Annotated in this window: 17 protein-coding genes; 12 read left to right on the forward strand and 5 right to left on the reverse strand. The window is 51.4% G+C overall.

Features of this window, described 5'->3' with window-relative positions:
• Positions 1-11 precede the first annotated feature (11 nt).
• Positions 12-824: a sulfite exporter TauE/SafE family protein gene (locus LZ463_RS01340; RefSeq protein WP_241453068.1), complete on the reverse strand. Its 813-nt coding sequence runs from the start codon at positions 822-824 to the stop codon at positions 12-14.
• A 165-nt stretch (positions 825-989) separates the two neighbouring features.
• On the opposite strand from LZ463_RS01340, the gene LZ463_RS01345 reads away from it, so the two are divergent.
• The 3 genes from LZ463_RS01345 to LZ463_RS01355 all read left to right on the forward strand — a co-directional run bounded on the left by LZ463_RS01345 (position 990) and on the right by LZ463_RS01355 (position 4,104).
• On the forward strand, positions 990-1,880 hold the full coding sequence (locus LZ463_RS01345) for an MBL fold metallo-hydrolase (RefSeq protein WP_241453069.1): 891 nt from the start codon (positions 990-992) through the stop codon (positions 1,878-1,880).
• A gap of 146 nt (positions 1,881-2,026) precedes the next feature.
• Complete coding sequence (locus LZ463_RS01350) at positions 2,027-2,968, forward strand: DUF4214 domain-containing protein (RefSeq protein WP_241453071.1); 942 nt, start codon at positions 2,027-2,029, stop codon at positions 2,966-2,968.
• Between the two features lie 26 nt (positions 2,969-2,994).
• The gene (locus tag LZ463_RS01355) at positions 2,995-4,104 is read left to right on the forward strand and encodes a 6-phosphofructokinase (protein ID WP_241453072.1); all 1,110 of its coding nucleotides are present in this window, start codon (positions 2,995-2,997) and stop codon (positions 4,102-4,104) included.
• A gap of 16 nt (positions 4,105-4,120) precedes the next feature.
• Here the strand turns inward: LZ463_RS01355 and LZ463_RS01360 are convergent, their stop codons facing one another.
• Both LZ463_RS01360 and LZ463_RS01365 read right to left on the reverse strand, forming a co-directional pair.
• The gene (locus LZ463_RS01360; protein ID WP_241453073.1) at positions 4,121-7,750 is read right to left on the reverse strand and encodes a sensor domain-containing phosphodiesterase; all 3,630 of its coding nucleotides are present in this window, start codon (positions 7,748-7,750) and stop codon (positions 4,121-4,123) included.
• Positions 7,751-7,873: 123 nt separating this feature from the next.
• Entirely contained in the window at positions 7,874-9,175 is a 1,302-nt protein-coding gene (locus tag LZ463_RS01365) for a hemolysin family protein (protein WP_241453076.1), read from the reverse strand.
• A 206-nt stretch (positions 9,176-9,381) separates the two neighbouring features.
• Between LZ463_RS01365 and LZ463_RS01370 the strand changes: the two genes are divergently transcribed.
• The 9 genes from LZ463_RS01370 to LZ463_RS01410 all read left to right on the forward strand — a co-directional run bounded on the left by LZ463_RS01370 (position 9,382) and on the right by LZ463_RS01410 (position 19,421).
• Positions 9,382-11,403, forward strand: a complete 2,022-nt coding sequence (locus LZ463_RS01370; RefSeq protein WP_241453077.1) for a site-specific recombinase — start codon at positions 9,382-9,384, stop codon at positions 11,401-11,403.
• Between the two features lie 91 nt (positions 11,404-11,494).
• Positions 11,495-12,475, forward strand: a complete 981-nt coding sequence (locus LZ463_RS01375) for a tetratricopeptide repeat protein (protein WP_241453079.1) — start codon at positions 11,495-11,497, stop codon at positions 12,473-12,475.
• Between the two features lie 192 nt (positions 12,476-12,667).
• Entirely contained in the window at positions 12,668-13,300 is a 633-nt protein-coding gene (locus tag LZ463_RS01380) for a YitT family protein (protein ID WP_241453088.1), read from the forward strand.
• A gap of 83 nt (positions 13,301-13,383) precedes the next feature.
• Positions 13,384-14,490, forward strand: a complete 1,107-nt coding sequence (locus tag LZ463_RS01385) for an S-(hydroxymethyl)glutathione dehydrogenase/class III alcohol dehydrogenase (protein ID WP_241453090.1) — start codon at positions 13,384-13,386, stop codon at positions 14,488-14,490.
• Positions 14,490-15,368 carry an S-formylglutathione hydrolase gene (fghA, locus tag LZ463_RS01390; protein ID WP_241453099.1) on the forward strand — a complete coding sequence of 293 codons (879 nt, stop codon included), beginning with the start codon at positions 14,490-14,492 and terminating at the stop codon, positions 15,366-15,368. Before LZ463_RS01385 ends, fghA begins: the two co-directional genes overlap by 1 nt.
• A 55-nt stretch (positions 15,369-15,423) precedes the next feature.
• Positions 15,424-16,317 (forward strand): hypothetical protein, encoded by an 894-nt coding sequence (locus tag LZ463_RS01395; RefSeq protein WP_241453101.1) that lies wholly within the window; start codon positions 15,424-15,426, stop codon positions 16,315-16,317.
• 268 nt (positions 16,318-16,585) lie between these two features.
• Positions 16,586-17,710, forward strand: a complete 1,125-nt coding sequence (locus LZ463_RS01400; RefSeq protein ID WP_241453102.1) for a beta-ketoacyl-ACP synthase III — start codon at positions 16,586-16,588, stop codon at positions 17,708-17,710.
• A gap of 445 nt (positions 17,711-18,155) precedes the next feature.
• On the forward strand, positions 18,156-18,767 hold the full coding sequence (locus tag LZ463_RS01405) for a nucleoid-associated protein (protein ID WP_241453103.1): 612 nt from the start codon (positions 18,156-18,158) through the stop codon (positions 18,765-18,767).
• Positions 18,768-19,058: 291 nt separating this feature from the next.
• Complete coding sequence (locus LZ463_RS01410; RefSeq protein ID WP_241453104.1) at positions 19,059-19,421, forward strand: lysozyme inhibitor LprI family protein; 363 nt, start codon at positions 19,059-19,061, stop codon at positions 19,419-19,421.
• A 153-nt stretch (positions 19,422-19,574) separates the two neighbouring features.
• On the opposite strand, the gene ampC is transcribed toward LZ463_RS01410, so the two are convergent.
• Together ampC and LZ463_RS01420 are read right to left on the reverse strand one after the other, a co-directional pair.
• Positions 19,575-20,735: a class C beta-lactamase gene (gene ampC, locus LZ463_RS01415; RefSeq protein ID WP_241453110.1), complete on the reverse strand. Its 1,161-nt coding sequence runs from the start codon at positions 20,733-20,735 to the stop codon at positions 19,575-19,577.
• 90 nt (positions 20,736-20,825) lie between these two features.
• Positions 20,826-23,036 carry a TonB-dependent receptor plug domain-containing protein gene (locus LZ463_RS01420; RefSeq protein WP_241453112.1) on the reverse strand — a complete coding sequence of 737 codons (2,211 nt, stop codon included), beginning with the start codon at positions 23,034-23,036 and terminating at the stop codon, positions 20,826-20,828.
• Positions 23,037-23,141 lie beyond the last annotated feature (105 nt).

Consider the following 23,141-nt stretch of genomic DNA (forward strand, 5'->3'; position numbering starts at 1 on the left):
AGCCGCAAAAATCAGGCCGCTGCCCGAAACAACAGGCTTGCCGCCACGCAAAACAAGGCAACAACAAAAATCATCTGCACCTGGCGTGCCGGCAAACGGGCGGCAATACGTCGCGCTGCCAGCATGCCACCCACTGTTGTAGTGACAAACAGGGCACTTAGCGCCAGTGGCAAATGCGCGCCGCTGATCAATGCAGAGCCCACTCCCATGCTCCCGACCATGCTAACCACCAGCAGGGACGTTGCCACCGCCATATGCATGCTGGCATTGGTGTAATGCCTGAGCATGGGTACGATGATAAAACCCCCACCTACGCCAAGCAAGCCAGTCATGAAGCCAGAGACCGCACCTATGCCTGCAATCACCGCCCCGGTTTTAAATGACCAGTCAAAACGACCGGTGTTGCTGTTGATACGCGCCACTGCCGCCCGGCTGTTGTCATCACAATCAGGCGAGCGTAATTGCAGGATCAGTCGTACGGCCACGATACACAGAATACCGGCAAACACCAGCATCAGCCATTGCTGTGACAGGCGATGCGCCACCTGCACACCGAGCATGGTAGGCAAGCTGCCGGCAACTGCCATCAGCATCGCCGCACGATACCGGACCAGCTTGCGGAAAAGACCTTCTACGGCGCCTATGGCAGCAGCACAACTGACAGCCAGCAGGGCCACGGGCATGGCTTGCTGCATGCTCCAGCCCTGAGTATACACAAGCGCGGGCACGGCGAGTATGCCGCCACCGGCACCGGTCAGACCCATGACAAGACCAACGATAGCGCCTATCATCACGACGATGATTTCTGCAGTAGAAACAAGCATGACATTTTGCAGGTGGGAAAAGATGCGCTAGTGTATTCCTAGCTATCAGGCGCGTCGAGTTGAAATAAAAGAATTGATTTTGCCGCATCAAATCCCCCACTAAAGCTGTCAAATTCTGCAACTTTTTTGCTATGATGCTCAGGATCATGTCAACCAGAGTTCATCATGACTTCGATCACTGTCACCGCTACGGCGACCAATCCGGCTGTAGAAAGCTTCTTCGATACCCAGACCTGTACTGCGACACATATCGTCTACGATGCAGCTGGTGGGCATGCAGCAGTCATAGACCCTGTCCTCAATTACGAACCCAAATCCGGCCGCACTGCAACAAAATCTGCCGACCAGGTACTGGAATTTCTCACTGCAAACCGGCTGACGCTGGAATGGATACTGGAAACCCATGCCCATGCAGACCACCTGTCCGGCGCGCAATACCTGAAACAGAAAGCAGGCGGCAAAATCGCCATCGGCGTGCACATCAGCGAAGTACAGAAGGCATTCAAAACCCTGTTCAACCTGGAGAGCGACTTTCCCGTTGATGGCTCGCAGTTTGATGTCCTGTTCGGTGATGGAGAAGAATTCAGTATTGGCAAGCTCCAGGCCAGGGCCTTATCAGTCCCAGGCCATACGCCAGCCGACATGGCCTACCATATAGGTGACAGCCTATTTGTTGGCGACACCCTGTTCATGCCAGATGTCGGTACGGCTCGCTGTGACTTTCCAGGTGGCGATGCCGCCCAGTTATACCATTCCATACAAAAGCTGCTGGCCTTCCCGTCCGAGACACGCCTGTTCCTTTGTCACGACTATCCACCTGCCGAACGAGGAGTCTGCACACATACTACCGTAGCCCATCAGAGGGCCAGCAATATCCATGTGCGCGATGGCATTGCAGAAGCAGATTTTATCGTCATGCGTGACACACGCGATGCCGGGCTGGAGATGCCCTATCTACTGATCCCTGCCATCCAGGTCAACATCCGTGCAGGCAGCCTGCCGGCAGCAGAAACGAATGGTGTCCACTACCTGAAAATCCCGGTGAATGGTCTGTGAAATTGGCCTTTGAAGTATGCTTCGACTTGATTCTGTATCAAATTGTTTCGATGCATGAATGTCAATTGTTTTGAAGTAGAATATTTTGCCTTATGCAATGTTGATATTGCACTATCTTCCCCTTCACGACACCTGACAGGATTCACATGGCGAACATCAAAGTATCCCAACGTGGCATGCTTATCACTTACACGACTGAAGCTTCCGGAACTGTCTCTACCGGCCCAAACGGTGGTTATTACAAAGGACAAACAACGACCATAGAATGGACAGGCATCAATCTTGTTTACCAGGACCCGAACACTGTCATGCCCACCGGCGGCACCATCACTTCATTCACGACGACAGGGGCAAATGGCATAGACCAGATGAGTCTGACCAACCTGAACTACCAGATTCAGGCTGCCGACCTCAGCCTGCCGCTTGACCAGCGCCTGGCTAAATTATTGCAGGGTAATGACAACTGGACGGGCACAGCAGGCAATGAGACTTTCTTCTATGGCTTTGGGAATGACAATTTCGATGGCGGCGCCGGTTTTGATACGCTCTCTGTTTCGGTCCCGGCCAGTTCTTTTTCCATCGACAAGACAAGCAGTGGCTTCACCATGACGGCGACCAAGGCAGGCACGAATATTTCGGGCCAGGTCAGCAATCTGGTCAATATCGAGAGATTGCAGTTTCCCGACAAGATGCTCGCCCTTGACCTGGATGGCAATGCCGGCCAGGCTTACCGCCTGTACCAGGCAGCCTTCAACCGCACGCCAGACAAGGCCGGCCTTGGCTACTGGATAGGCCAGCTCGACAAGGGCGCAGAAAACCTCAACCATGTTGCTGCGGGCTTCGTCAATTCAGCCGAATTCAAGCAAATGTATGGCGCCAATATTTCTGACAATGCCTTCCTGACAGCGATGTACAACAATGTGCTGCACCGCAACCCGGACCAGGCAGGTTTTGATTACTGGAATGGCCGCATCAGCGCCGGCATGACCCGCCCTGATATCCTGGCCAGTTTCAGCGAAAGCGCAGAAAACATTGCCCAGGTCATAGGACAAATTTCACACGGCATCGAATACATCCCCTACAATTAACTCATTCATTCTTTGACAGGCTGAGCATGTCCTCAACAATCAGGCGTATCGCCATCAGCACCGGTGGCGGTGACGCCCCTGGATTGAATGCCGTCATCCGTTCTGTCGTTCTGTCTGCCGAACGACGCGGCTGGGAATGTTACGGCATACGTGAAGGCTTCAACGGCATTCTTTTGCCCGAACGCTACCCTGGTAACGGCGTGGTGCGCCTGACGGTGGACCAGGTGCGTGGCATAGGCCATCTGGGCGGCACCATACTGGGCACCACCAATCACGGCAATCCCTTGCGTTTTGCCACCACCATGCCCGACGGCAGCGTACAAGAACTGGACCGCAGCGCCGATATCCATAGCTACCTCCGGCAAATGGATATTGATGCCCTGGTCTGCATAGGTGGCGACGGCACACTGACAATAGCCCATGCCTTGCACCAGCAAGGCTTGCGCGTGGTCGGTGTACCCAAGACCATAGACAATGACCTTGACAAGACTTTCACTACCTTTGGTTTCGACACTGCGGTGTCGTTTGCCACTGAATGCGTGGACAGATTGCACAGCACAGCAGAAAGCCATCAGCGCATCATGGTGGTTGAAGTCATGGGGCGTTATGCCGGCTGGATAGCCTTGCATGCAGGCATAGCAGCAAATGCGCATGCAATAGTCATCCCCGAGATCGCCTATGACATAGAAAAAATCGCCGCAATGATACGCAATCGTGATACCAATGGTCGCCATTATTCCATCGTACTGGCCGCTGAAGGGGCACTGCCTGTCGGTGGCCAGCATCTGGTACAAGAAACCGCTGGTAGTGGATATGTTGAAAGACTCGGGGGAGTGGGAGAGCAACTAGCCCATGATCTGCAAAAACTGACCGGCAAGGAGGCACGTGCAGTCGTGCTCGGTCATTTATTGCGTGGCGGCAGCCCAACTGCTTTTGACCGCCTGTCTGCTATGCGTTTTGGCGCAGCGGCCGTCCGTGCGCTTGACGAGGGGCATTCTGGCATCATGGTGGCGCTGGCTTTTCCGAATGTCAATTATGTGGCTTTGGAAGAAGTGGCAGGCCGCATGAAAGCTGTGCCTATGGACAGTGATACCTTGCAAACAGGTCGGGACATAGGGATTTGTTTTGGAGATTGAAACTACCGGTGGTGAATCAGGAAGGCTGCAAACTATTTTTCACAAATTCAGCAAACTGAGCGGCTGGTAAAGGGCGGGAATAAAAATAGCCCTGTACGTCGTCACAGGCTTGTTGACGTAAAAATTCCAGTTGCTCCACCGTTTCCACACCTTCTGCAATCGTCATCAAACCCAGACTCTTGGCCATGCTGATAACGGCGCTGACAATAGCACGGTCTTCAGGGTCGCTGGTAATGTCCCGCACAAAACTCTGGTCTATTTTTAACTTATAAACCTTGAATTTTTTCAGGTAACTGAGCGAAGAGTAGCCTGTCCCAAAATCATCAATGGACATACGTACGCCACGTTCATGCAGATTATTCATGACCGCAATCGCCCCGTGAGGGTCATGCATCGCCACACCTTCTGTCAGTTCCAGTTCCAGGCATGAAGCAGGCATGTCTGCTTCTTGCAGTATACGTGTCACCAGTGCGGGTAAATCATGGTGACGAAACTGGACCGCAGACAGATTCACGGCAATCAACAAATCAGGCAAACCATCGGCCTGCCATTGCTTCCATTGTTTCGCCACCGTGCGCAAAACCCATTCACCTATAGGTAAAATCAAGCCACTTTCCTCTGCCACCGGGATAAACTCGGCCGGCGATACGTTTCCAAGCACAGGATGGTACCAGCGCAACAGCGCCTCCGCACCCAGCACATGACCGGTTTTCATCGATAGTTGCGGCTGGAAATGCAACTGGAATTGCTGTTTTTCCAAAGCTTGACGCAAGGCATTCACCAATTCCAGATGACGGGTAGAACGGTCCTGCATTTCCTGCGTAAAGAAGCGATAGGTATTTCTGCCTTCGCGCTTTGCTCTGTACATGGCGGCATCAGCGTTGCGTGACAGAGTCTCGAGGTCCCGACCATCGTTGGGATAAATCGCAATACCCATAGAGGCCGTAACGTTCAAGTCATAATCACCCAGGTGAAATGGCGCATTCACCACTTGCATCAGTTTTTGTAAGACTTGCTCAACCGTGTGCTCATCAACACCGGTTAATAACAAAATGAATTCATCGCCTCCAAGGCGCGAAATCGTATCGTTCTCACGCATGGCAGCAACCAAACGTCTGGACAACTCAACCAGCATGACGTCACCAAGGCTATGTCCCAAACTGTCATTAATATCCTTGAAATGATCAAGATCAAAAAAGATGACTGCCAGCGCATGCTGATTGCGCTCAGCCAGGCTCAGTGCATAACGGGCCAGTTCATCGAGCAGAGTACGATTGGGCAGGCCTGTCAATGCATCGTAATGCGCCAGATATTTGATACGTTCTTCCGTACGCTTTTTATCAGTGATATCCTCCTGTATCGACAGGTAATGCGTCACTACTCCCTCGGTATTTCTGATCGGAGATATATGGGCGAGATCAGTATGGTCCAGGCCATCCGCATAGCGATTGATCATTTCACCTTTCCAGCTTTCACCGCGCTCCAGTTGTTGCCACATTTCTGCATAAACTTCAGGTGTTGTTCTCCCGGATCGCATGATGCTGGGTTTTCGGCCCAGTACGTCAGCCAGCTGTTTGCCCGTATTTTTCAGGTAAGCCTCATTCGCATATTCTATATTCACTGCTGTATCAGTAATTACAATGGCGTTTGAACTTTGCTCTACAGCCTGTGAAAGCTTGCGCAAACTCTCTTCAGACTGTTTTCGTTCCATGCCTATGGCAATCAGGTTGGCAGCCATTTCCAGCAAATTCAAAGAAAACACATCTGGGGTCGACGGTTGGCGGTGATAAATAGCAAATGCACCTATGATCTTGCGCTCAGCGGTACGGATGGGCTCTGACCAGCACGACCGCAAGCCAGCCTGCTCTGCCAGCTGCCTGTAGTCACGCCAGTAAGCATGTGTGGCGAGATCGGGGGCGATGGTACGTTCACCTGTGAACAAGGCATTGCCGCAAGAGCCTACACCGGCACCAATAATCACCCCTTCTATCGCAGAAGAAAAAAACTGGGGCAAACTAGGTGCAGCGCCAGTGCAGAGATGTATGCCATCCTTGCCAAGTAACATGATGGAGCACAAACACTCAGGCAACAAGGATTCTACTTTGAGGACGACATCATGAAACAATTCCTTTTCTGTCGTATTGGCAGTAATTCGCTCCAGCATGTAACTGCGCAACTCTTCCATCTGCAAAGCGTGCAGACGTTCATCTTCAAGCTCAAAACGATTCAGGACATGGCTGACGTCAACGGAAAACTCCATCAGCAAATCCTGGATAGCCTCATCAAAGGCGTTTTCATTATCGGCATATAAGTTGAAGGTTCCCACGACCTTGCCGTTCTTGAGCAAGGGTAAGGCGGCAGAAGCGCGCCAGCCCAGCGCTTTGCCGCGCTCATGCCAGGGTGCAGTCCGCTCATCGTGTAAAAAGTCCTGGCACCAGTATGGCTGGTTGTGCAGATATGCCTGCGCACTGGGGCCGAGTGCGGTGACATCGCCTGGATGCACAGAGATATTCAGACCATCAAGATAGCTGGAACCGGCGCCGAAAGAAGCGACTGGCTGGAGCAATTCCGAACCCTCAGCGACCAATCCTATCCAGGCCATTTTAAGGCCTCCTATCTTCACGGCATCTTCGCAGATACGTGGCAGCAAATCGTCCTTGTTTTCCAATCGCAAGATTGATTGATTGCACTGACCAAGCGCATTGTATAACTTGCTCAGGCGCTCGCTTTTTTTTGCCGCCTGACTACGTGCCTCATCGATTTCTGCCAGCTTGGTCTGGGTAACCGCCAACCAGCCCATGATGCTTTCTTCCATACCATGATCGACAACTACAGGCGTCGTAAAATTACCTTTACTCAGGTTAATCAGCGTAGCTGATACTTCATGTATTGAGCCGCCAAGAATCATGCCCAATGAACGATAGGCACGCCAGAGCAAGCCAACCAGCAGGATTCCGACAAGAATAAACAGTATGCGCAAACGTACAGCAAATCGTGCAGCATCCTCAACCAGGGCGAGCCCGCGCCTTTCCATCAGATCACTGGCTTGGGCAATGGGGCGCAGGATGGCCAGCTTGGCTAAGCGGTATTGCTCGTCATACAGCAGGCGGTTCGCCTGCTCTCGGGTTGCCTTAATATCCGTGCCTGCCTGCTCTATCAATGCCATAGCCCTGTACTCTATCGCGGTAAGGGCATCAGAGTTCGCCTTGGCTTGCTCCAATAGATTGATTTCTTCGTCACTGATACCAGTCTCGCGGATGAGATCCATCAGCGGGACACGTAAGCCTGCCCCTGCACTCGAATCGGCAGAATGAGGCTGACTGGCGGGCACCAGGTCCCAGAACAGATTCTTGCCCGGAGCAGGTCGTGGTGTCTTGCCGTTGCGTACATCCAGGATGTCCTGGTAATAACGTTTATAGTCAGGGTTGCCGGTGACCACGTAACTGCGCACCATGCGCGTCAGGTCATCTGAACTTTGCTGTAGCTCCATCGACAGTGCATGGGTTTTCAAACGCAACTCATTGAGTCGGTCTATGGATTTTTCTGCATGAACGTACCAGCCAAAAACCAGTGTAAACACTGCAAATACCACCAGCGTCAGCCAGAAATTACGTGAATAAATGGATAGACTTTCATGAGTGGTCATTGCGTCAGTGCTTTCAAGAACCGTGCAACATGAACCAGCCTCTTGCAATGCTGGCTTGATGTAAGCAATTATTCTAAAACATGTTCACCTTGATACAAGCGTCAACCAGACTTATTGTGTTGTTTACATTTCAGATTTGGGATGTATCCTGACCAGAATGATGCGGGGGCCATTCATTTTCTTGACAACAGCATCAAATCGCTCGAATTCGACTTTTTGCCCCTCCACTGGCAAATCACCAAGTTTATGCATGATCAGGCCACCGATGGACTCGACTTCATCGCTGTCCAGGTCAAAACCCAGCGCACTGCCCAGTGTGAACAGTGGCAGACTGCCCTTGCCTATCAGGGTGCCGTCGTCCAGCAGGGTCCAGTCATTTTCATTCTGACGGAATTCATCACGTATCTGGCCCACCAGTGCACTGAGCAGATTGTCCAGTGTCAAAAAGCCGACCGGCTTGCTGCCACGATGGCCAACGATGGCAAAATGTGGCGCGCCCTTGCGGAAGCGACGGAACAATTCCAGCGCCGGCATGGTGGGCGGTACAAATTCAACCTGGCGCAGATGCTTGCTCAGGTCATCGAGCGGCTTGCCCGCCTGTTGCGCCAGGAACAGGTCTTTCAGGTGCAACATGCCCAGTACTGTTTCGTCGTCATCATCAAAGTAAGGATAGCGGCTGAAACGGTTGCGGCTTGCCGTTTCCATGTTTTCTTCCAGGCTGGCATTCTTGTACATGGCGACGACCTCGTTAATAGGGCGCATCAGGTCAGAAATTTCCAGCCCCCCAAAATCGAGCACCTGGGCCATGATGCTCCATTCATCACGGGTTTCTTTCTTGCCGCCGTGGCTGCCACGCAAAATCAGCTTGAGCTCTTCCGGCGAATAGTGGGCATCACCGCCATGTTCAGCACTCAGGCCCACCCATTTCAAGACCTTGTTGGAACTGAAATTCAGTGTCCAGATAGCAGGATACATGGACCAGTAAAACGCATACAGGGCTGGTGCTGTCCACAGTGACACACGCTCAGGCATGCGTATTGCCATCGATTTTGGCGCCAGTTCACCCACCACGATGTGCAGGAAGGAAATAACAAAAAAGGCGAAGAAGAAAGAAATGCCGTGTATCAACTCCTCTGAATGCACACCAACGAGCACAAACAGCGGGTGCAACAGGCGTGCAAAGGCGGGCTCACCTATCCAGCCCAGGCCCAGCGACGCCAGGGTAATGCCAAGCTGGCAAGCGGACAGATACGTGTCCAGGTGTTGATGCACCGTGAATAGCAGGCGGCCTCGCAAACCTGACGTCTTCGCAATACTGCGCACCCTGGTCTGACGCAACTTGACCAGACCAAATTCTGCTGCAACGAAAAAGCCGTTTAACAAGACCAATAACAGGGCAGCAAGCACCAACAATAGATTTTCCAACGTTCAACCTTTTTATGGACAAGCTGACACTTTAGACTAAATTGCCTCTTTTTGCATGGCAATACCATGGAATACCGTTGTTTCGCCCTTTAAATTCCGCGACTTCGCCCTATCTATACCTGATCATGACAAATTAGCCAAATAACAAATGCTTGTATTACGATTACGTTAAAAGCTGATGTTCATGGCATTTCGAGGAGAGAGGTTTGAGCTTGGACAGTGTTTTAGCGGAAATTGAAATCCGCCTTGGCGAATTCCCTGCACTCAGCGATATCGTGCACCTGCGCAAACTGGTCGCAGAAATACGTCCGTCCCGCCCACAAGACAGCGAGCGGGCCACCGACAATCTGCGTGCTTTATGCTTCATCCTGCAAAATCAGCCCGCCAGACGCCGTGCATTGCGCCAGTACCTGATACAGGTCATCAGCACGCGCAAGCTGGTCCATTTGTTCACCGACACAGGCATTACCCAGAATAGCGGCTTCTGGGCCGCCGCCAGCGAACGGCTGATGAACAAATTGCTGCCACCACTAGTCAATGATGCCTATATCAAGGACGTGTTCGGCCAAATTTTTGACCGGCCGACTGACCACATCTGGATTGACGGCGTCAATGATCAGGCCTGGTCAGATCTGCTCAATGCCATTGGTTTCCGTACTCCTTCAGCACGCATTGTCTATGCCGGCCTGACAAGTGAAATACTGAGCGCAGTGCAAGTCTTGTCCTACCGCGTCACCACCATAGGTCTGGAAGCCGAACTGGTACGCAATTATCCTGACATAGAAAAATTCGAATCCCCCTTCCTGCGGCAAAATGATGCCATCAATGACTATGTAGTGTGCTACAGCACCTGGCTGATCAATAGAAAGCATACGCGTGAAGACGGCAAGCACATAGAGGTATTGTTGACGCAATGCGAAGAAATTGGCAACCGCATACGCAAGACCGCTTCGCTGCAAGGTGTATCAGTCAGTCTGACACGGCTTTTGCTGCAACTGACGCAAAGCATCACACGGCTGCGTCAGTTGCTTGATTTGCTTGACAGTCGCAGTGCACAAACAGCGGCGGACATGGGGATACGCCTGTTCAAGGAACTGAGCATAGAAGACCAGCAGCGTCGCAGCCTGCGCCATTTGATACGTAGTAATACAGAACTCCTGTCCCTGCAAGTGACCGAGCGCGCCAGTAAAAGTGGCGAACATTACGTCACCAATAACCGTACCGAATGGTTCGAGATGCTGCGCTCTGCCCTGGGAGCAGGTTTCATCGTCGGCTTCATGGCGATGATCAAGATATTGTTTGGCAGCCTGGCATTGGCGCCATTCGGCTACGCCTTGTTATACAGCCTGAACTATTCATCAGGCTTCATGCTCATCCATGTGCTGCACTTTACCGTAGCCACCAAGCAGCCAGCCATGACTGCTGCTTTGTTGGCGCACGCCATCGACGGTGGCAAGCAAAAACTCGATGAACTGGTCGAATTGATCATCCGTGTATTGCGTTCGCAATTCATCGCCATCGTCGGCAATATTGCACTGGCAATGCCAACTGCCTATGCCATCGCCTGGGTCTGGGTGTTGAGCACAGGTCACCATCTGGTTTCCCCCGAAAAAGCCCGGCATCTCCTGCATGACATCGACCCGTTGACCAGCCTGGCGCTGCCACACGCAGCCATTGCCGGCGTCTGCCTGTTCCTGTCCGGCCTGATTTCAGGCTACTACGACAACAAGGCCAGTTACAGCAACATCCCGGAACGTCTGCGCCAATTGCGCTGGCTGAAAACCATACTGGGCGAAATGCGTCTGCAACGTGTCACCACTTACATAGGTAACAATCTTGGGGCTTTGGCTGGTAATTTCTTCTTTGGCATCATGCTTGGCACCATAGGTCAGCTGGGCAGTTTCTTTGGATTACCTATCGATATACGTCACATTACTTTTTCCAGTGCTAATTTTGCGTTTGCCCTGGTCGGGCTGGATCATCAGATGAGCTGGCAAATGGCCGCGTATTTCATCTTTGGCGTCCTCAGCATAGGCATGGTCAATCTTGGTGTCAGTTTCAGCCTGGCCATGCTGGTTGCCTTGCGTTCGCGCCGCGTCAGTTTTGGTCAGGGTGGTTTGCTGACAGTGTTGTTGTGGCACCGTTTCTGGGAAAAACCACGCGATTTCTTCCTGCCAGGCAGTGACGGGGCAAAAAATGAACCAGTGATCGACGACAAGCCGCAATAAATCATCAGACAGCAACATGCAGTGCCTGTCAGTCAACCAAATTGACTGACAGGTCGTTATAGGTAATCGTAACAACCAGACCAAGGCAGCCATGAAACTTTCACCAGCACTGATAGCCAGTTCCTTCGCTCTGTTACTTACCCAGACTGCCGGCGCCCATGAGTATGATGCCTTGATGAAGGCAAAAAAGTATGCCGAAGCAGAAAAGGCTGCCACGGCCAAATTAAGCAGTGACGCCAACAATATGGATGCATTGCTGGTCAAGGCAGAACTGATACTGGCAGAGGGCAAGACCGATAAACTTGACGACGCCGCCAAATATGCAGAGCAATGTATTGCGGCTCACCCACAAAGCTCCGAATGCCATGAAATGCTGGGCAATGTGCTGGGTAGCAAAGCAACTTCAGGCGGTATGCTGGCAGCCATGTCCTATGCTGGGAAAATTCGCGATGCCTTTCTCAAGGCGGTGGAACTTGACCCCAAAAATTACAGCGCACGCAGCTCTTTATTGCAGTATTACCTGATGGCACCCGCGATTGCCGGTGGCGGCAAAAGCAAGGCCCAAAACCTGGTCATAGAAACGGCCAAGATCAATGCTGCCGCCGGCAGTTTATTGCAGGCCAGCCTGGATTTGTCTGATGACAAATTTTCCAGCGCAGAGACTGCCGCCCTGAGCGCCATACCGGGCAGCAACGAAACCCTGGGCAAGATGCAGCGCAACACGCTGTACGGTATCGGTGCAAAATATGTACAACAGAAGAAATTCAGCGATGCAGAGCGGGTCTTTGGAGAACTACAACAACGCTTCCCTGACAAAAACCTTGGTGCTTTCGGCATGGGACGTTCCTTGCAGGAACAGGGCAAGCATAAAGAAGCCATTGCCTGGTATGAAAAAGCCCAGACCCTGGACAGCAGTGCCGGTGTCTTTTATCGCCTGGCCCAGTGCCAGCAAGCCGTCAATGACAAGAACAAGGCTATCAGCAATTTTGAAAAGGCCTTGAGCTACAAGCCCGGTCTCAGCAAAAAATTGCGCGACGATGCAGAAGACCAGTTGAAAGCACTCAAGGCCTGATCAAGTCAGATACTGACATCATTAACGATATAGTCATGTACTTATCTGCAACCCGGCTGCATCACCAAACAACGGCATCGGGCAAGCACATTTGACGCAAGTCAACGAAAGCAGGAATGGTGGGCCAGCGGGCCTTTCCCACCATTCACTGCGGCGTACAATGGCAATTGATACCCATTCCGCCACGCCGCTATGAAAACCGCCAGCTCCACATCAAAACGTTTTGTCCCGCACACGCTGCTGGAAGATGTGCTGGCGATTATTACCGGCAGCCTGCTGGTATCGCTTGGTGTCGCCCTGTTCAATCAGGCTGGCTTGCTGACTGGTGGTACAGCCGGACTGGCTTTCCTGCTGCATTACAGTACGGGCTGGTCATTCGGCCTGATTTTCTTCCTGATCAATTTGCCGTTTTACTGGCTGGCCTGGAAACGCATGGGCTGGCGTTTTACACTCAAGACATTTTGCGCTGTCGGCCTGGTATCGGTATTTTCCAGCCTGCACCCCAGACTGATACACCTGACCGACATGACAGCGCTGACACCCTTCTACGTTGCACTGACAGGTGGCCTGATGATGGGTGTCGGCTTCATCGTATTATTTCGTCATCAGGCCAGCCTTGGCGGCATCAACATCCTGGCCCTTTACCTGCAAGACCAGCGCGGCATACGTGCTGGCAAGCTGCAAATGGGCGTGGACTTTGCCATCGTACTTGCATCCCTGGCCGTGGTTACACCGGTGGCCCTGCTGGCTTCAGTCATTGGCGCTTTTGCCTTGAACCTGGCGATCAGCCTGAATCACAGACCGGGCCGCTATATGGCGATGTGAGGACAATGTGAGGGCGATGTGAGGATCGCCACAAATTGGTATCATCCTTTACAATGCATCTATTCACTTTGTAAAGGACATCCATGAAAACCAAAGCCGCAATCGCCTGGAAAGCCGGCGCACCACTGACGATAGAAGAAGTTGACCTGCAAGGCCCGCAAGCCGGTGAAGTGCTGATCGAAGTCAAGGCGACCGGCATCTGTCATACCGATTATTACACCCTCTCCGGCGCTGACCCTGAAGGCCTGTTCCCGGCCATTCTCGGCCATGAAGGTGCGGGCGTCATCGTCGATACCGGCCCTGGCGTCAACAGCCTGCGCAAGGGTGATCATGTGATACCGCTGTACACGCCAGAATGCCGCCAGTGCAAATTCTGCCTGTCGCGCAAGACCAACCTGTGCCAGGCGATACGCTCCACGCAGGGGCGCGGCTTGATGCCGGATGCGACATCACGCTTCTCGCTGGATGGTAAGCCGCTGTTCCATTACATGGGCACATCGACTTTTTCCAATTACATTGTGGTGCCCGAGATTGCTGTCGCGAAAGTACGTGAAGATGCGCCCTTCGACAAGATCTGCTACATCGGTTGCGGCGTCACCACCGGCGTCGGCGCCGTCGTTTTCACCGCCAAGGTAGAAGCCGGCGCCAATGTCGTCGTGTTTGGTCTGGGTGGCATAGGTCTCAACGTCATACAGGCCGCCAAAATGGTCGGAGCTGACAAAATCATCGGTGTCGACCTCAACCCTGCCCGCGAAAGCATGGCGCGCCAATTTGGCATGACCCATTTCATCAACCCGACGCAGGTAGAAAACGTCGTCGACCACATCATCCAGCTGACTGACGGCGGTGCAGATTATTCGTTTGAATGCATAGGCAATACCAAGGTCATGCGCCAGGCACTGGAATGCTGCCACAAGGGCTGGGGCAAATCCATCATCATCGGCGTTGCAGAAGCCGGCGCAGAAATCTCCACCCGCCCCTTCCAGCTGGTCACTGGCCGCGAATGGAAAGGCTCAGCCTTTGGCGGCGCCCGTGGCCGTACCGACGTGCCCAAGATTGTTGACTGGTATATGGAAGGCAAGATCAACATCGATGACCTCATCACCCATCGACTGCCACTTGAACGCATCAACGAAGGTTTTGATCTGATGAAGAGCGGCGAATCAATACGCTCTGTGGTGCTGTACTGATGTCTTCTTCTTGCATTTTGCCTCAGGACATTACCCTGCTGAGCCAGCACGCCTGCCATGGCGGCGTGCAGCGCTTTTATCAGCATGAATCTGCCGAGATCGGCCTGCCCATGCGGTTTTCAGTCTACCTGCCACCACAGGCGCTGGCTGGAGAAACATGCCCAGCCATTGTTTACCTGGCTGGCCTGACCTGCACTGAAGAAACCTTCATGATCAAGGCGGGTGCGCAAGCTATTGCTGCACGCGAAGGCATCATCCTCATCGCACCAGATACCAGCCCACGCAATGCGAATATACCCGGCGACAGCGATAACTGGGATTTTGGTGTGGCTGCCGGTTTTTACCTGGATGCTACGCAAGCACCCTGGAGCAAGCACTACCGCATGCACAGCTACATCGTCGCAGAACTGCTGCCCATGTTGCTGGCCAACCTGCCCATGGACAAGTCCCGCGTCGGCATCATGGGGCACTCCATGGGTGGTCATGGTGCGTTGGTGCTGGCCTTGCGTCATCCAGAGCTGTTCAGCAGCGTCTCCGCCTTCGCCCCGATTGCCGCACCCAGCCAGTGCCCATGGGGCCAGAAAGCCTTCACCGGCTACCTGGGCACAGACCAAAACAACTGGGCTGAGTATGACGCAACAACGCTGATGCAAAACCAGAGCCAGCCACCTTTCCCCAATGGCATCTTGATCGATCAGGGACTGGCCGACAAATTCCTGGTTGAACAGCTCCATCCCGAAGCCTTCAAGACAGCCTGCGCCAGTGTTCAACAGCCGCTGACACTGCGCTACCATGAAGGCTATGACCATGGTTATTACTTCATCAATACCTTCATTGAAGATCATTTGATGCATCTTAAGAGAGGATTGTCTAAGTAATCGAAAATTTGCGGTAACCTCACAAGGATAGAACCCAGTAACGCAGAACCAGGCCATGACACTGAGAATTTTCAAACAAATATTTTTAGCAAGCCTAACAATGGTTTGCATGTCTATGACATATGCCGGTGCCCCCAGTGATCCCAGCTCAGGGAAATTAGTGCTATTCCCTGGGCAACTACCGAGCACAAATTATGGCGGCACTGGCAATATCAGTGCATTTACAGGCTGGAACATCCCCGGTAAACACTTTAAGTCTGGTGACGGATGGTGGGTTCTTGCCTGCAAAGATATCTGTCAGCTCAGTCCGGCAACAATGAGTGTCAAACAAAGTAAACATCCGGATTATGATGGTCCGCCTATACCTAGTCAGTTAATGAAATGGTCTCCAATGCCATTTCAAATAGATGATGAAAAGCGTTATCACATCGAACGTACTCGCGAGCCTTCCGATCCCTTTCTTCTGGCCATGCTTAAACCCATCGGCAGCTTGGCAGATAACCTACATTTTTCACCCGGGCCTGTAACTACCTGGTGGCATCAGGGCATGGAAAAAGGTCCAAAGTCAAACAAGGATTTTTCAGACACGACCATAGAAATTGGTCAAGGAAAACAAGCGCATTTATTGCAGCGACTTGTCACGCTTCCCAAAAAGCCTGACGAAAGTGAAGCGCAAAAGCAACTGATCATAGAGCTTCAAATTGATGGTACCCGTCAATCCCTGGGTGAGTTTGTATTTCATATGGGCATTACAGAGCGTATCAATCCCAGGTCTTTCCTGATGTGGATAGGTGATATTGATGGGGATGGCAAAGTTGATCTACTTATTAATCCAACGGCCTATTTTTGGAATACAAGCATGTACCTTTCATCATTGGCAAAAAATGGTCAACTAGTGGGCAATGCAGGCAACTTCTACTTTTCCCCTCCAGATTCTCCAGGCTGCTGAGTCTAGAACTCATTTGAAAATCAGTTTGATGCTAGTGGACTGTAACAGTGAAAAGCGAAGTGCCTGCCACAATCTGGCACCCTGCGATGGTAGATACCTAATATCATCAAAAAAATCATGCACCAATCTGGAACAAGCACTCTATTTCTGCACCATTCCCGTTATATAGTCATTATTCTTGTGTAAAATTGAGCGACGTAGTCGCGTATTGACTGTTTTTTTGCAGCTGTTGCGCGCCATCCAGAACCACATAACGAGAAAGCAAGAGATGAACAAAGTAGTCATCAGCGGCACCGGCCTGTACACTCCCACCCAGTCGATTTCCAACGAAGAACTGATCGCCAGCTTCAACGCTTATGTGCAAAAATATAATGACCAGAACGCCGCCGCCATCGCCGCCGGTGAACTGGTCGCACTGGAAGAGTCCAGCGTAGGCTTCATCGAAAAAGCCTCAGGCATCAAATCCCGCTTTGTCATGAACAAAGAAGGTGTTCTTGACATCAACCGCATGGTGCCAAACATCCCTGAACGCAGTGACGACGAACCATCCATCATGTGCGACATGGCCGTGGCAGCAGCAAAGCAGGCGCTGGAACGCGCAGGCCGCAGCGCCGCCGACATCGATGCCGTCATCTGTGCAGCCAGCAACATGCAGCGCGGCTACCCTGCCATGGCAGTGGAAATACAAAACGCCCTGGGCATAGACGGCTACGGCTATGACATCAACGTCGCCTGCTCATCTGCCACCTTCGGCATACAGGCTGCCGTCACCGCAATACAAAGCGGCCAGGCCCGCGCCGTGCTGGTCGTCAACCCGGAAATCACCAGCGGCCACCTCAACTGGCGCGACCGCGACAGCCACTTCATCTTTGGCGACGCCTGCACCGCCATCATCATAGAACGCGCTGACCTCGCCACATCGAAGCACCAGTTTGAAATTGTCGGCATGAAGCTGAAGACCCAGTTCTCCAACAACATCCGCAACAACTTCGGCTTTTTGAACCGCGCCGATGAAAGCGGCATAGGCAAACCAGACAAACTGTTCCGCCAGCAGGGCCGCAAAGTCTTCAAGGAAGTCTGCCCCATGGCCGCCGCCACCATCACCGCCACGACAGAAGCATCCGGCGTCGCCATCGCCGACGTCAAACGCTTCTGGCTGCACCAGGCCAACCTCAACATGAACCTGTTGATCGCCCGCACCATACTCGGCCGCGACGCCACAGCAGAAGAATCCCCCACCATCCTCGACACCTACGCCAACACCTCATCCGCAGGCTCCATCATCGCCTTCCACAAATACCAGGACGACCTGCCAACAGGCGCCATTGGCGTGATCTGCTCATTTGGGGCCGGGTATTCGATAGGGTGTGTGGTGGTGAAGAAGTTGGGGTGAACACCTTCACTTTCCGGTAAGCAAGGAAAAACAGAAAAAGCAAAAGGCCGCATATAGCGGCCTTTTGCTTTTTGATTCGAAGGCATCCTCTTTCCAACATTCACGTATCTTGTCACTTTAGAAGCCAGGATAACTTGCCAGCAAGGTACATAACATATGGTATTAAATTTACAAAAATTTTTATGCCTTAATCATTTCGATTGAATAAAAAAGAAGCTAAATTACAATAAATTTAGTTAAATTTTTATAAATTTCCAATGTTGATCACCTTCATTAATCTTGAATAGTTATTATTAATATAATTAAAAATATGCAATCATTCATTTCGGCTGAAACAAAGCCTAACCGCTAATAGTGTCTAAGAAATTTTCAAACAATCGCTAATGGCACCAAGAACACGTAGAACGTCTTTATTTCGCTGCTGTGAAACAATATTGGAACATACATGCAATTACTCAATCTTTCCATTGACCGCATTATTATCCATCAGATATATAGACGGGATCAGGATGGAAATAAAGTAGCTCCTACACAAAGTCATGAATTTACAAACTTTGACGTAAATGCTATGGATGCTTTTAAAACTCGTGTTACTGATGCACTTGGTGAAGGGTCCAAAGCAGTTGAAATGGAAATTGTAAGTCAAGAAAAAAATGACCTACCCAAGCTAATCGATCAAATTATTGACCATGATAACGATACATTCGCGTCATCGTCTTTTGACATCGCAAAAAAACTTACTGATGCTCAGCAAAAGAAATCTATACCAGGAGGCATAGTCGTAGTATTCACTGGAACACAAGGTTATCCATCAAAGAAATTTCTAGGCATAATAAAAGCAGAAATTCATAGTGCATATGAAAAAGAAATTAATAAGAAAACTAAAGAGATTTCTTTGAAATTTGTTGAAGAAGTTTTGCTTACCCCTGGGTCCAAGCTCTACAAAACAGCAGCATTCTATGAAAAAAATAAATGCAATCCGTTTGCTTCAGATTTAAATGAAAAATGGACCGTTACCTTCGCAGTAGATTTAGGAATAAGTCTTTCAAATACATAGTACTCAGACAGTGTTGTAGTCTTTTTGGTATGCGCTCTGATCGGAATCATAGCGCCGCAGCATCATTGCTGACTGTGCCCATTTTTTATCCGTTCTTTCATCCAATTGCTATCTTTCGTGCAAACATTTTTTGGTATTTGGCAAGCGCAGGGAATCTTTTCCCTACCCTGTCAATTTATACGATTACCTACCCCCGAAGCATGCTTGATTTCGAGGGATACAGCAAATGATCAGTCAAGGGTGTATGCTGCTTCATGTTGTCGTCGTCAATTTTTTTTCAATCAATTCTCCATGAAATTTTACCCCTTCATTTTGCTTTTTGTATTGTCAGCCACTGCCAACGCCGCCTCATTTGATTGCAATAAAGCGCGCACTTTCGTAGAGAAAGAAATCTGCAAGACACCTGTCTTGAGTCAGCTCGACGACGCTTTGGGCAAGAATTATAAAAACATCCTCAACAGCAAGCTGTCGGATGTACAGGCTGAAAATACCAGTATTGATGCGGGTTTATGGTTGAGTGAGCGTAACAAGTGCAAGGATAAGGCTTGCCTTGAAAAGATGTACCGGGCACGGATCGATGAGTTGTGTGAGAACGCCAAAACCATGCAAGTCAAGTTGAAGCAGGCGTGTGTCTTGTCGAGCGAAATCAAATAGCTTCGTAAAAATGCTTACGCGCCGTTAGGGTCTACAGGCTGTGGACCAGCCTGGCAGGTATGCCCTTTTCAACTTATATGTGTGTATGTGCTGGGTAGTGTTTTTCGCTGCGTGATGATCCATGACCTGTCACCACGCAACGCATTCATCTGATCACATGCCCAGCTTTGTCAGTATCTGGTAAGCAGCGCGGATTCGTGCTTCACCGGGGTAGTACTTGTTGGCCAGTATCACGACACCGATTTTCTTTTGCGGCACAAAAACGACGTAGGCGCCGAAGCCGTTGGTTGAGCCGGTCTTGTGTATCAATACGTCTGTTCGTGGTGGTATTGGTGGGGTAATTTCTTTGACGGGTGTGGCTTCGAACGCCATGCGGCTCGATGAACCGTCCAGCAGGGCTTCAAGTTTTGCCGGATGGGGATAGGATTCCCAGATCAGGCTTTGGGTCATGGGGCCGGCCTGGAAATAGCCCGTGTGGGTATTGACGATGGCTTGCGCCATGTCTGGCTGTAATTGCATGTCGTCCATGTTTGCCTTTAAAAACTGTGCAAGATCGCTGGCTGTGGTTTTGACACCGTAGGCTTCCATCGCCAGTACATCCTTGCTCATGCGTACGGGAGCATCTGTTTTTGTGTAACCCTGGGCATAGTCTGCCATCTTCTCTTTTGGCACGATGAGGTAGCTGTTCGTCATGCCAAGCAAGGGAAATATTTGCTGTTGCATCAGGGTCGTGAAATCTGTCTGCATGCTTTGGGCGGTGATGACGCCCAGCAAGCCTATGCTGATGTTGCTGTATGTGCGGTAGCTGGCCTGTTCATGTTCGGGCTGCCAGCTTTTTAAATAAGCCATCAATTGCGGATTTGTCTTGACAGTGTCTGGCACCTGCTGCGGCAAGCCGCCTGTGGTGTGGGTGCCCAGACTGAGCAATGAGGTGTCGCCAAACTTGCTGCCTTTGAGCGCATCAAGATGATCACTGACCTTGTCATTGAACGAAAGTTTGCCGCGCACCTGGGCCAGTGATGCCAGGGTCGCCGTAAAGGTCTTGCTGATTGAACCTACTTCAAACATGGTCGTATTGCTGACCGGCTTGTTGTCTGTTTTTGATGCCACTCCGTAATTGAATATGTAGTGTTTGCCATCGACAACGACCGCTACAGCCATACCGGGGATGGCGTAGGTCTGCTTGACGGGAAGTATTTCTGCATCGACGGTGCTCTTGAGTCCGTCCATGTCTGCACTGCTGGCGTCAAGGCCAGCCAAGCTCGCGATGGCGAAGAAGCCTGCTCTTAAGAAAGCCAGGTGTGGTGTTTTCATTTGATTTCCCTTTTGAAGATTTGATGTGACTACCGCATAAAAAATTTTTGTTTATCTTTATTTATCTTTGTTGATACTTGTTGGCCGGGCTTACAGTTTTACTTCCCACACCAGTCGCCAGGTGCGTGCTGATTGCTGAATGCTTTTGTCTGTCCAGCGCGTTGTATGGGTCGCGTAGATGTCGCTATCAAGCTTGTCTTGCTGCAGCACATTGCTGACTGAAAACCGTAGCTGGCTCTTCTGGTTTTGCTTCCAGGCGAGGTAGATATCGAGGTGGCGTCTTGGACTGCTGTGGCCACTCAAATAAATTGATTCACGTGCTGTATTACCAGCCTGGAAGTTGTAATCACCACCCAGGCGCAAGGTGGGCTGCAACTGATAATCCGCCCCAACGCTGACCAGCAAGGGGACTTGCTGTGACAGGTGGTTGTCAGGGCCAGGTACATTGGTCAGCTTTGACCAGTTGCGGTTGATGGTGGCGCGCAATTCCATATCAGGCATATTGCTGGACAATTCTTTGAGTTTGGCTTTGGCTTCGATTTCCAGGCCGATGACTTTGGCGCTGCCATTATTGCTCAACACATTGAGCCAGCTACTGTTGTTCTGGCTCAACTGCTCCATGATGACGTCATCAATCTGTCGCCAGTACAGGTTGGCGCTGACCAGGCTGGCGGCACTGAGGTAATGTTCGTAGGCGAATTCCAGGCCCCAGGCGCGTTCTGGCCGCAGTTGCGGATTACCCTGGAAATCTGCATTGAGTGGCGTATTGTTGTTATCGATGCGAAAGCGGCGCGGCACCAGGTTGGCGACGCTGGGCAATTTGAAGCTGCGATTGAGGGCAAAGCGCCATTGAGTCTGTTCGCTTTGCTTCCAGACCGTTTGCAGTATGGGGCTGGCCATGGTGGCGACATTGTAAAAATCAAATCCATCTACCACGCCCAGCTCCCTGCTGCCACTGGCTATGCGCTCCCAGCGCAAACCCAGGTAGGCAGACCAGTCTTTATTGATGCTCCATTCATCCTGGATGTAGGCAGCGAATTTATTGAGGCTGGCCTGGTAGGTGTTAACGTCATTGGCAACGTCGCCGGTATTTATCTGTACATCGCGCTCGATGCGGTTTTCATGACGCAAGGCATGGCTGGCTTCCCAACCCAGGCTGATGACATGGTTGGCTGAATAGGGCGCCAGGTATTTGCCAAGCAGGCGGTATTCATTTTCCAGCGCAGCACCATCAACGTAGCGCATTTCATTCAAATTGGCCTGGGCGTCTTTACCCCAGAATTTGAACCGCGCATCGCGCTCCAGGCGGTTCCAGCCCAAGGTAACGCTGAGTTTGGCACTGTCATCAAGGCGACGCTCCCAGCCCAGGTCATTGCGCGATGTCAGTATGTGGGCACTCCAGATGCTGTGATTGATGGGAAAATCTGTCGTGCTGCCAAGGTAGCTGTTTTCTTGCTCGTTCTTGGCCTGCTCCAGTCTGCTGGCGTTGATGTTACCTTGCCAGCTCAGGCTGTTTTGCGTATCGATTTTCCAGTTGATGCGTGGCGACAGGCTGATGGCGTCTTTGCGGTTTTGCTGGGTCTGCTGTAATTGTCTGCTGGTCAGTGTCTGCCACTGCCCGCTTGCTGGCTGGTAGGCGACATAGTCTTCATTGAGCTTGATGTTGACGTCAGTGGTATTGCTCTCTGCATTACCAGCCAGCACGTAAGAGATATCACCCCATTGGGCCGGCGCCTGGTCGGCGATGCTCCACGTGGCATTGCCTGACAACCTGCCTGCTTGCACGCTGACATTGGTCTTGAATTCGCTGGCCTGGTTGGCACTTTTTTTCTTGAGGATGATATTGATAGTACCGGCTATGCCCTGTGCGCCAGTATCGGCGCTGGCGACGCGCATGACTTCGATTTTTTCTATCAGGTCGGGGGCAATACTGTCGATGGCAAAGCCAACCGGCGTAGCCTGGCCGTTGAGCAGTATCTGGGTATAGCCATTGCCCAGGCCACGCATGCGTATTTCTGCCCCTTTGCCCTTGCCTTCGCTGACGCTGATGCCAGGCAGGCGCTTCAGCACTTCACTGAGATTGGTGTCGCCGTATTTTTCTATCTCATCACGGCCATAGATGGCACGCATGCCTACGTCGTCCTGGCGTTCACGCGTTGCGACTGTTTTGCCAGTGATTTCAACTTGCTGGGGGGTGTTTTGTGCAATGGCAGCTTTACCGGCAAACAGGCTGACGGCGGCTAGGGCCAGCACTTTCAGACGTGGCAGTTTGTTACTGAAAAATTCAAGTGAAAATGGCATGTAATGGCTTTCTTTCGTTTGGTATAGACGTGAAGTGTCCTTGCGCCTGTTGGGGCACAACACTTCAGGTCTGCGGGATGAGGGGCTAGCTTTTAATGTATCTGG

It is taken from the genome of Undibacterium paludis (assembly GCF_022568815.1).
Taxonomy (GTDB): Bacteria; Pseudomonadota; Gammaproteobacteria; order Burkholderiales; family Burkholderiaceae_D; genus Undibacterium.

Bases quoted from the DNA above. Each gene is read 5' to 3' on its own strand.
- LZ463_RS01340 (WP_241453068.1), bottom strand. From the start codon at position 824: ATGCTTGTTTCTACTGCAGAAATCATCGTCGTGATGATAGGCGCTATC.
- LZ463_RS01385 (WP_241453090.1), top strand. From the start codon at position 13,384: ATGAAAACCAAAGCCGCAATCGCCTGGAAAGCCGGCGCACCACTGACG.
- LZ463_RS01350 (WP_241453071.1), top strand. From the start codon at position 2,027: ATGGCGAACATCAAAGTATCCCAACGTGGCATGCTTATCACTTACACG.
- LZ463_RS01345 (WP_241453069.1), top strand. From the start codon at position 990: ATGACTTCGATCACTGTCACCGCTACGGCGACCAATCCGGCTGTAGAA.
- LZ463_RS01355 (WP_241453072.1), top strand. From the start codon at position 2,995: ATGTCCTCAACAATCAGGCGTATCGCCATCAGCACCGGTGGCGGTGAC.
- LZ463_RS01400 (WP_241453102.1), top strand. From the start codon at position 16,586: ATGAACAAAGTAGTCATCAGCGGCACCGGCCTGTACACTCCCACCCAG.
- ampC (WP_241453110.1), bottom strand. From the start codon at position 20,735: ATGAAAACACCACACCTGGCTTTCTTAAGAGCAGGCTTCTTCGCCATC.
- LZ463_RS01375 (WP_241453079.1), top strand. From the start codon at position 11,495: ATGAAACTTTCACCAGCACTGATAGCCAGTTCCTTCGCTCTGTTACTT.
- LZ463_RS01395 (WP_241453101.1), top strand. From the start codon at position 15,424: ATGACACTGAGAATTTTCAAACAAATATTTTTAGCAAGCCTAACAATG.
- LZ463_RS01420 (WP_241453112.1), bottom strand. From the start codon at position 23,036: ATGCCATTTTCACTTGAATTTTTCAGTAACAAACTGCCACGTCTGAAA.
- LZ463_RS01405 (WP_241453103.1), top strand. From the start codon at position 18,156: ATGCAATTACTCAATCTTTCCATTGACCGCATTATTATCCATCAGATA.
- fghA (WP_241453099.1), top strand. From the start codon at position 14,490: ATGTCTTCTTCTTGCATTTTGCCTCAGGACATTACCCTGCTGAGCCAG.
- LZ463_RS01360 (WP_241453073.1), bottom strand. From the start codon at position 7,750: ATGACCACTCATGAAAGTCTATCCATTTATTCACGTAATTTCTGGCTG.
- LZ463_RS01380 (WP_241453088.1), top strand. From the start codon at position 12,668: ATGAAAACCGCCAGCTCCACATCAAAACGTTTTGTCCCGCACACGCTG.
- LZ463_RS01410 (WP_241453104.1), top strand. From the start codon at position 19,059: ATGAAATTTTACCCCTTCATTTTGCTTTTTGTATTGTCAGCCACTGCC.